This is a genomic window from Paraglaciecola polaris LMG 21857, assembly GCF_000315055.1.
Taxonomy (GTDB): domain Bacteria; phylum Pseudomonadota; class Gammaproteobacteria; order Enterobacterales; family Alteromonadaceae; genus Paraglaciecola; species Paraglaciecola polaris.
On record NZ_BAER01000112.1, the window covers coordinates 25,205 to 34,562 of the forward strand.

Here is a 9,358-nt window from a genome sequence, read left to right on the forward strand (position 1 = left end):
TGTCTGTCTCACCCTATCGGCTTTTTTTATCTAATGAAAATGTCAACTAAACGCCGGATTTATACCATTTGACGCAGTAAATGGCTGGTGTTTAACCGCAGTAAACGCCAACAGCCGATCATACCTAATATTCCGACGACGAGTGCCCCAGCGACAGGAGCGATAAACCAGTACTGCCAATGTAAGGCGGCCTGCATTTCAAACACTTGGCTTTGTAAGAAGAACAAGCTAATTTCGTTAGCAAATGCGGCCATGAGGCCAGCAACCGAGCCGATAATAATAAACTCAAAAAGTACACTGGCTCGGATTAAACGCCCTTTTGCCCCCAAGGTACGCAATATAGCCAACTCTTGTTGACGCTCATCCATACTTGCTTGCACTTGAGCGATAAGCACTAAAGCCCCGGCAGCCAGTACCAGTACTAAAATAAATTCCACAGCCAAGGATACTTGTTTCACGATATCCCGCAGTTGTTCAATACGGGCGTCTACGTCAAATAGAGTCACACTCGCAAACGGCTTCATTAACTCAGTTATCTCTGCCTTACGCGATTTATCAAGGTAAAAGCTGGATAAATAGGTAGGCAAGTACCCCTGCATCGCTTGGGGCTGAATAACAAAGAAAAAATTCGGCTGCATGGTTTGCCAATCAACTTCACGTAAACTCGATACTTCAGTGTTAATGATTTCGCTGCCCACATTGAACGTAAGCTTGTCGCCCAGTTGAATATTTAAACGCTCGGCAATACGCGCTTCGACAGAGACGCCATACAACCCACTGGCTAAGGGGTCGTTAGTATCAAACCACTGCCCTGCGACGATCGTATTCTCGTGTTGGAGCGTATTGCTCCAAGTCAGGTTGGCTTCCCGACCTAAGCCCTCACGACCTTGACGTTGTCCTGCTTCTTCATCTTCTTTACTCACCGCAGTTGAAACCTTCTCGTCGTTAATCGCGACGAATCGACCACGCACAACCGGGTAAAAGTGTTCAATATCTACATTTTCTTCGGCGAAGTGCGTTTTCAAATCAGGTAATTGCTGCTGGGTAATATTGACCAAAAAGTAATTAGGGGTTCCTTGGGGTAACTGATTTTGCCACTGTGCAATCATGTCGTTACGCATCACCAGTACAATAAGTAACAACATAATGGTCACCGCAAAACTAATGAGCTGAATGGCGTTATCCATTGCTCGCCGACGAATACGTGCCCATGCCAGTTGCCATGCGCCCATTTTTCCCTGCCCCAACTTGCGACCGAGCCAAATTAGGCCAAACGTAACCAGTAAGAGGCTGATCACCAATAGTATGCCTGAGCCAAACAAAATAGCGCTTAAACCTAAATTGCCACTGTAAGCCCACATCAAACTAAAAATTGCCCCTCCAGAGGCAAAAAACTGAATAAAACGCGAGCTAAGTGATGCACCCAAATCACGACGCAATACACGTAGCGGAGACACCGAAAAAAGCTTGAGCAGTGGATAAAGGGAAAACAGCACTGCACAAATGGCCCCGGTGAAAATAGCAATCAGTAAGGGCCGCCAAAACCATACATCCAAAGATACATCTACGCTGCCGGCAAGCGCCCAAACAACAACCTGCTGAATAACAAAACCCAGTACCGTGCCAATCGCTATGCCTAACAGCGTAATAAAAGTGATTTGCAATAAATAAACTTGCTGCACCATACTTTTACTGGCACCCAAGGTTTTCATAATAGCCACGGGGTCATAGTGACGCTGGCTATAACGCTGGGCGGCCACAGCTATAGACACGGCAGCCAAAACGATTGCCAACAAACTGGCCAATAAGAAATACTGCTCAGCTTTGGCAATAGAGCGCCCTATAGCAGAATCATCATCACTGACCGATACCCAACTCTGCAATTCGTTATCTAGCTGAGGCAGCAACCAGTCGTAATAGTTATTTAAGTCGGCTTCACTGCCAGTGAAAAAATAACTAAACGACGCACGGCTTCCTGGACCAATAATATTGGTCTCGGCTAAATCGGCTTCAGCAATGAGTACTTTCGGGTCGCCACCAAATACGCTAAAGCCAGCATCTGGGACCTCAGATAAGACTTTGCTCACTACAAACGTCTTATCGCCCACATCTATATATTGCCCTATCGCCAGGCCTAAATTTTGAAAAAGTCGTGACTCAATCCAAGCATGACCAGCTTGAGGTAATGCTGAGGTTGCTTGACCCGGAGCGAAAGGCTGGTCTGCAACTTTAACGGCGCCTTTTAATGGGTAACCTTCGGCCGCCGCACGCAGATCGACCAACATCATATTATCGCCAGAGAACGCCATCGAGCGGGTATACACTTGATGCGCGGTATTCAAGCCAAATTCCTGCGCTTTCGTTATCCAGCTGACATCCACCGGTTTACGAGAATTGAGGACGCGATCCGCGGCTATGAACTCAGCGCTTTTTGCCGTTAACGCTGATTGTAAGCGCTCGCTAAATAAGGACAAAGATAGAACAGAAGAGACAGACAAAATAATAGCGAGCAAAATAATTGTCAGTTCGCCGCGCTTGGCTTCATGTTTAAACAGTCGCCAAGCCAAATTAAAGGTTTGCTTAGTCATCTACTACCCTACCTGACTTTGTATCGTCGGCACAGGCACATTAATGTCTGGTGTCTTATTTGATGGTGTAATGTCACTCAATTCACCGGCTGTCATCAACAATTGACGTTCACAATGTTTTGCCAGCTCACTATCATGGGTAACCAACACCAAAGTGGTATGAGAATCACGATTAAGATCAAACAATAAGCGCTCTACTTTATCACTGTTGGCCGCGTCTAAATTACCGGTAGGCTCGTCGGCAAACAGTATTTTCGGTTTAGTGATAAAGGCTCTGGCAATGGCCACACGTTGCTGTTCACCACCGGATAACTGATTAGGATAATGATCGCCACGATGACCTAAGCCGACTTTTTCGAGAATATCTTGGCCTCTTTGCTTGGCATCAGCCAAACCCGCTATTTCTGCGGGTAAAATAATATTTTCTAGTGCAGTGAGGCTTTGCACCAACATAAAACTTTGAAAAATAAATCCTACTTTGGCGCCTCGAAGTTGCGCGCGCTGCTCTTCGTTCATGCTGTGTAGGCTCTGCCCGTCGAGATATATTTCGCCGCTGCTGACTTCATCAAGCCCCGCCAACAGACTCAATAGGGTTGATTTACCGGAGCCTGACGCACCCACTATGGCAATCGACTCACCCGCCTTGACTTCAAAACTAATTGGCTTGAGGATCGAAAGCTCACCTTGAGTCGTATTAACCGTTTTCGTGATCGCGGACGTTTTAATCATATTTGCAGGAGCCATAGTGTTTAATTTGATAAGTAATTCAATGCGCAAGCGCGCCAGAGTCATGTTGTTTCTTTTACCTATATTACTGGTTTCAGATCAACTTTGGGCAAAATCAACGAAATTGTTAATCTTAGGCGATAGCCTAAGTGCTGGATATGGTTTGACGCAAGCGCAAAGCTGGGTAAGTTTGTTACAAAATGCGTGGCTAAAAAGCGATATAAGTGTGATAAATGCCGCGATAAGCGGCGAAACTACGGATGGTGCTTTAGCACGTTTACCGCGCCTATTGAACCAACACTCCCCGACACATGTGTATGTTGAGCTCGGCGGGAATGACGGTTTACAAGGGCATTCAATCTCTAAAATGCGCACCAATCTGAGTAAAATCATCGAATTGAGCCAGCAAGCAAATACGACTGTTATTTTACAAGAAATGCAGATCCCGACTAATTATGGCCGGCGTTATACCGAGCTTTTTACCCAAGCTTATCAAACATTAGCTGATGAATATGATGTGGTACTGATACCTTTTTTCTTGGCAGATATCGCACTAAACAATGATTTAATGCAGGCTGATGGCATACATCCAAACGCGAAAGCCCAACCCATGATTGCTCAGTCAATGCAGCAACATCTCAAAGCATTGTTGCTAGAGTAGCACTGATGCCCTCACTAGGGCTGTCTGTTGATACTGGTAAACTAAGGTTTGTCAGTTTAGACTTGAGTACTTATCGACTTAAAAGGCCATAGTGATGGAAGTGAATTCAACAGGCGCGAATCAAGTTCAAAGCAATCAGCCAACACCAAGGCAAGAAGTTGAACGCCGGGCTACGCCTGTGCAGGAAACACAGACTGCCCAAGCTATTCCGCAACCGACTTCTCAGGCTGCAGAGCCAGCACAAGCCTCGGATCCAAATCAACGTGTGGGCTCGATTGTAGACGTTCAGGTTTAAGCGCAAATCAAAAACGTGTGACAATAAGAAATCAGATTGATCGGCTTAATCTGGTTTCTTATTGTGCTCACAGCAAACACGCTTAACTTTGCTGATGCAACACACGCACTATTTCACCAGAATCGCTTAGTCGACGCACTTGCATAAAGAGTGCTTGAGCTTCAGGGTATTGGCGACTTAAATAGCCCAACCACTGTTTAAGGCGATTTGGAAAATATTTGCCTTTATCACCAAACAGCTCATATCCAGAATAATCAATCAGCAATTGATTAACCTGCGACCATGGCATGACATTTTGTTCACCTCGCACTACCTGCGCTAAGTTTGGCATAGCAAGAATGCCACGCCCCAACATGATGTTCTGACAATTTGATTGCTGCTGGCAATTAACGGCATCATCAAACGACCAAATTTCACCGTTAGCAATGATAGGAATATCCACTTTCTGTTTGATATCCGCTATCCAAGACCAATAGGCAGGAGGCTTGTACCCTTCTACCTTAGTACGTGCATGAATAACCAATAAATCAGCGCCAGCAGCCTCTATCGCCGCTGCGTTTTCAAAGGCTAAGCTTTTATCATCAAACCCTAAACGCATCTTAGCGGTCACTTTATGCTCTTTAGGAACGGCTTGACGTACTGCACTCACAATGTCATATAAAGTTTGCGGCTCACGCAATAACACCGCCCCGCCTTTACTTTTATTGACCGTTTTAGCAGGACAACCAAAATTCAAATCAACGCCATGTGAGCCAAGTTCCACAGCCCGCATTGCATTTTCAGCCAAGGGCTGAGGATGCTGCCCTAACAACTGCACTCGCACAGGTGTCCCGTTCGGGGTAAATCCGTCGTTGTGTAGTTCGGGGCACAAACGATAAAAAACTTTTTTCGGAAGCAAGCAATTCACTACTCGCACAAATTCGGTCACACAAAGGTCGAAACCGCCGACCTTGCTCAGCATGTCACGCATTAGGTGATCAACTACCCCTTCCATCGGCGCTAAAATTACTTGCAACTGGCGTACTCTGTAAAATAAAAATGACAATAAAAAGGCCGGCTAAAGTGGCCTTCAATGAATTCGAAATAAATTAAAATTGAAAAATTATCGAGTTAGACGTGACTGTTCAACACGCATACTGGCGGACTTTTCAGCCCTTGAACCGCACTTGAGCAAAATGCTTTTGCGTTGTATTGAGGTGGCTTGCCCCCATCCAACTATTTCATCTAGCATACGAAAACAACCAACGCACATGTCTTGATTGTTCAAACAACAATTTCGCACACAAGGAGACGCTATTTCTTTATTTTCCATATGCTTTCTCATCACGAAATTCTGTTGCAATTGTACCATAGGGCTGAACAGCATAAACATAGATAAGGAAGGCAATTTCATGTGTTTAGCTAACAGCCCATTTCTTGAAAATATACGCTTATTCTCACTAAAGACATCAACCGAAAACTGAGCATACCTAGAATATAGAGTGGGTTAATGCTTGAGCAGCTAAAAAAGAGGCGTTCCTCTATTTACTATGCGGCTCCAATGAACGTAACGCTTGAATAGTATCAAGACTGCTAATATATCCCGCATTTTGCAAACAGCTATACGCTTCTTGCGGATCCATGAAGCGTTCAGGAACGATCCCTGACTGAGTAAAGTACGGCATTAGCGCATCGCCTTGCGAAAGCTCGTCGACTATCCAACACTCAAGCTTTTGATTACGTCTGTCTAAAGTAACATCGGACTTCAGCGGGGACGTACTCACGGATTTAGGGACTAGCCAACCACGCATGTCGACCAAAACCGCCCATGTGTTACCGCGCATGGACTGCATCGCCTCTCCTAAATCCGATAGATAGGCCATGTCGGTTTGCAGAGTCCATTCACCTGATGTGTGTACAATGATAAGGCGGGACTTTACATTAATTTGATACGAAGCAAGAGTAGATTTAAAGTTACTGGTCATGAATTTACAACATTAATTGCGTTTAACTTCGCCATCAAAAACGCGGTGTAACTAGGTGATTGCGGGCAGAACGCTCACCATACATATCAATTCCATGAACTAAAACAGGATCTAATATTAAACCTCATAAGCAGCAAGCTAATAATTAGACTATCTGTGGACAAACAATAAAATCCCTATTTTTAAGATGAAAAAAAAGCCATACATTGCTGTATGGCTTTTCTTATGTGGCGTCCCCAAGGGGATTCGAACCCCTGTTACCGCCGTGAAAGGGCGGTGTCCTAGGCCTCTAGACGATGGGGACAGAAATCGGCTTTCAAAAGTAAACTTTCGAAATATCCTGTAAGGTGAAATGAGCGACATTAATAGTCGGCTTGTTCAACTCAACCTTACAAAAATAAAGTTCTATCCAAACGAATCATTTACTGGCCTAGGTATGCCGTAAATGTCCTTGTTTGTGCTACATAAACCCAATCCGTAGGTTTACTTAAAAATGGCGTCCCCAAGGGGATTATAAAATACGTCCTGTATTTTACCGCTTTGCGGCCGTGCTAAGCACGTTCAAATTCGTTCCCTACGAATTTGTCGAACTAAGGGGCTCTCACCCCTTGTGACGCATAAATGCTATCACTTCGTTCTTTTGTATGGCGTCCCCAAGGGGATTCGAACCCCTGTTACCGCCGTGAAAGGGCGGTGTCCTAGGCCTCTAGACGATGGGGACAGAAATTGGCTTTCGAAAGTAAACTTTCGAAATTTTCCATAAGATGAAGTAAGTCAGCGAACTGATCGACCTCATCTTACAAATTTAATTTGCCTTTACATTTTTGTAAGTCAGTTGAGCGTCATTAATAACACCTTATTCAACTCAACATTACAAAAACAAAAATCTGTCTATATCACTACATTTACTGGCCTAGGTATGCCGTAAATGCTCCTTGATATGGTGGAGCCAGGCGGGATCGAACCGCCGACCTCTTGCATGCCATGCAAGCGCTCTCCCAGCTGAGCTATGGCCCCATACTTAAATTAAAGCGTACTTGCTTTGACTAAGTGGGTGTCGTTCCGTGACAGCGGGCGCATTCTAGGCACCCCCCCCTTTTATGTCAACGACTTTTTTAAAATTAATCTAGGATTGTTGTCTGTTTGCTATATATATGAGCGCTTTGTCTATACGTTGAGCAATTTGCTCCGGTTTCAACAAGTTTAGGGTTACATCCAGTGACGGAGAATTTCCTGAGCCTGTTACAGCAACACGTAAAGGCATACCCACTTTGCCCATACCTATGCCTAAATTTTCAGCAGTTTGGTTAATAGCATCGTGAATAGTTTGTGTATTCCACGTATCTAACGCCAATAATGAAACTTTAACGGCTTCAAGAGGTTCTTGGGCTACAGGTCTAAGATGCTTCTTAGCCGCTTTTTCGTCAAAATCTTCGTATTCCTGATAAAAGTAGCGACTTATCTCGGCTAACTCTTTGAGCGTTTTCACTCTGTCCGCTTGCACATTGATGACATCTGCAAGCGAAGGGCCATTACTTACGTCTATACCTTGCTGGTCAAAATGCCATTGTGCATAAGGTAGAACTTCGCTCACAGGCAGCTCTTTAATGTAGTGTTGATTTAACCAAATTAATTTATCTGTGTTAAATGCAGATGCCGATTGCCCTATTGCATCCAAACTAAATAACTCAATCATTTCTTCCTTTGAGAAAATCTCTTGGTCACCGTGCGACCAGCCTAAGCGGACCAAGTAATTAAGTAACGCTTGAGGTAGGAAACCGTCATCGCGATATTGCATGACACTAACAGCACCATGGCGCTTCGATAATTTTTTGCCATCGTCACCAAGGATCATAGATACATGTGCGTATTCTGGTACTGGCGCATCAAGTGCTTTCAGGATGTTTATTTGACGAGGCGTGTTATTGATGTGGTCTTCCCCGCGAACAACATGTGTTATCCCCATATCCCAGTCATCGACTACAACACAGAAATTATAAGTCGGCGTTCCATCGCTGCGCAGAATAATCAGGTCATCAAGCTCACTGTTGGCTATTTCTATGTTGCCGCGTATATGGTCCTTAACAGTGACCGAACCTTCAAGGGGGGTTTTAAAACGTATGGCATAAGGCTGGCCTTCAGGATGATCGGTACGATCACGCCAAGTACCTGGGTAACGAGGTTTTTCGCCGTTTGCTTTTTGTTTTTCTCGAATACCATCAAGCTCGGCGCTGCTCATAAAACACTTATACGCTTTACCCTCTTCTACCATTTCATTGATCAGAGCTTTGTAACGATCAAAGCGTTGGGTTTGATAATAAGGACCATCGTCCCAGGTTAAACCCAACCATTCCATACCTTCTAGAATTGCATCAATAGCTTCTTGAGTAGAACGCTCAATATCGGTATCTTCAATACGAAGCACAAATTTGCCACCTTGGCTTTTAGCGTATAACCAAGAGTAGAGCGCTGTGCGTGCGCCACCAACATGTAAAAAGCCAGTAGGGCTCGGAGCGAAACGGGTAACCACAGTCATGGTAAAAAATCCTATTGCAAAAAATTGCCGATATTTTACCAGTCAATTGACCCCAGAAGATAGGTTAAACGATGAATGCGATGTTAACTTCTGCATATACTCGCGCAGACAAACGTTTTTACTCTTACGAGTTTCCTTTAATGCAGTCAGGTTCCTTTCTAGAACCCCTCAAGTAGCTTACGTTTACCTTGGGATTTCATTTCCATGACGAATTTAATAAATTTTTTCATTAATTTCCCCAATAGCTATAAAAAATGCACCAAATATCGGCTTTATCCAAAAAAAATATTCGACTCAGACGGATTAAAATGCGTAACTTTTCTTTCGATTTAATATTTAACTGGCCATTTATGCTCAACTTTCAACCCGACTGTCTGTTTTTCAAGCGCTTAAACAATTATTTATAATTTACAGTTGACACCGTGGAGAGCATACCTATAATAGCGCTCCACTTACCGAGGCAACTTAGTAAGCATTAAAAAACGGTCGCTTAGCTCAGTTAGAAAAAGAGAAAAGCATCGCCGCCCTCTACAAGAAATGGTCGAGGGACACTGCTTAAAATCAGTGTGGGTACAACATTTCATATAC

General features: G+C 44.2%; 8 protein-coding genes and 3 tRNA genes. 2 read left to right on the top strand and 9 right to left on the bottom strand.

Features of this window, described 5'->3' with window-relative positions:
• Window positions 1–59: 59 nt before the first annotated feature.
• Both GPLA_RS17440 and GPLA_RS17445 read right to left on the bottom strand, forming a co-directional pair.
• Window positions 60–2,588 carry an ABC transporter permease gene (locus tag GPLA_RS17440; protein ID WP_007106288.1) on the bottom strand — a complete coding sequence of 843 codons (2,529 nt, stop codon included), beginning with the start codon at window positions 2,586–2,588 and terminating at the stop codon, window positions 60–62.
• A gap of 3 nt (window positions 2,589–2,591) precedes the next feature.
• Complete coding sequence (locus GPLA_RS17445) at window positions 2,592–3,317, bottom strand: ABC transporter ATP-binding protein (RefSeq protein WP_040515263.1); 726 nt, start codon at window positions 3,315–3,317, stop codon at window positions 2,592–2,594.
• 16 nt (window positions 3,318–3,333) lie between these two features.
• On the opposite strand from GPLA_RS17445, the gene GPLA_RS17450 reads away from it, so the two are divergent.
• Window positions 3,334–3,975: an arylesterase gene (locus GPLA_RS17450; protein WP_007106290.1), complete on the top strand. Its 642-nt coding sequence runs from the start codon at window positions 3,334–3,336 to the stop codon at window positions 3,973–3,975.
• A 94-nt stretch (window positions 3,976–4,069) separates the two neighbouring features.
• Window positions 4,070–4,270, top strand: a complete 201-nt coding sequence (locus tag GPLA_RS17455; protein WP_007106291.1) for a hypothetical protein — start codon at window positions 4,070–4,072, stop codon at window positions 4,268–4,270.
• A gap of 82 nt (window positions 4,271–4,352) precedes the next feature.
• On the opposite strand, the gene GPLA_RS17460 is transcribed toward GPLA_RS17455, so the two are convergent.
• From GPLA_RS17460 to gltX, 7 genes are all read right to left on the bottom strand, one after another.
• Window positions 4,353–5,285 (bottom strand): tRNA dihydrouridine(16) synthase DusC, encoded by a 933-nt coding sequence (locus tag GPLA_RS17460; RefSeq protein WP_007106292.1) that lies wholly within the window; start codon window positions 5,283–5,285, stop codon window positions 4,353–4,355.
• An 87-nt stretch (window positions 5,286–5,372) separates the two neighbouring features.
• On the bottom strand, window positions 5,373–5,582 hold the full coding sequence (locus GPLA_RS17465) for a DUF1289 domain-containing protein (RefSeq protein WP_051997695.1): 210 nt from the start codon (window positions 5,580–5,582) through the stop codon (window positions 5,373–5,375).
• Between the two features lie 208 nt (window positions 5,583–5,790).
• Window positions 5,791–6,234, bottom strand: coding sequence for a hypothetical protein (locus GPLA_RS17470; RefSeq protein ID WP_051997694.1), 444 nt, complete (start codon window positions 6,232–6,234; stop codon window positions 5,791–5,793).
• Between the two features lie 228 nt (window positions 6,235–6,462).
• A tRNA-Glu gene (locus GPLA_RS17475) sits at window positions 6,463–6,538 on the bottom strand.
• 341 nt (window positions 6,539–6,879) lie between these two features.
• Window positions 6,880–6,955: transfer RNA gene (locus GPLA_RS17480), tRNA-Glu, on the bottom strand.
• A 220-nt stretch (window positions 6,956–7,175) separates the two neighbouring features.
• Window positions 7,176–7,251, bottom strand: a tRNA-Ala gene (locus tag GPLA_RS17485).
• 109 nt (window positions 7,252–7,360) lie between these two features.
• Complete coding sequence (gltX, locus tag GPLA_RS17490) at window positions 7,361–8,770, bottom strand: glutamate--tRNA ligase (protein ID WP_007106295.1); 1,410 nt, start codon at window positions 8,768–8,770, stop codon at window positions 7,361–7,363.
• Between the last annotated feature and the right edge of the window lie 588 nt (window positions 8,771–9,358).

Bases quoted from the DNA above. Each gene is read 5' to 3' on its own strand.
- GPLA_RS17440 (WP_007106288.1), bottom strand. From the start codon at position 2,588: ATGACTAAGCAAACCTTTAATTTGGCTTGGCGACTGTTTAAACATGAA.
- GPLA_RS17445 (WP_040515263.1), bottom strand. From the start codon at position 3,317: ATGATTAAAACGTCCGCGATCACGAAAACGGTTAATACGACTCAAGGT.
- GPLA_RS17455 (WP_007106291.1), top strand. From the start codon at position 4,070: ATGGAAGTGAATTCAACAGGCGCGAATCAAGTTCAAAGCAATCAGCCA.
- GPLA_RS17465 (WP_051997695.1), bottom strand. From the start codon at position 5,582: ATGGAAAATAAAGAAATAGCGTCTCCTTGTGTGCGAAATTGTTGTTTG.
- GPLA_RS17470 (WP_051997694.1), bottom strand. From the start codon at position 6,234: ATGACCAGTAACTTTAAATCTACTCTTGCTTCGTATCAAATTAATGTA.
- gltX (WP_007106295.1), bottom strand. From the start codon at position 8,770: ATGACTGTGGTTACCCGTTTCGCTCCGAGCCCTACTGGCTTTTTACAT.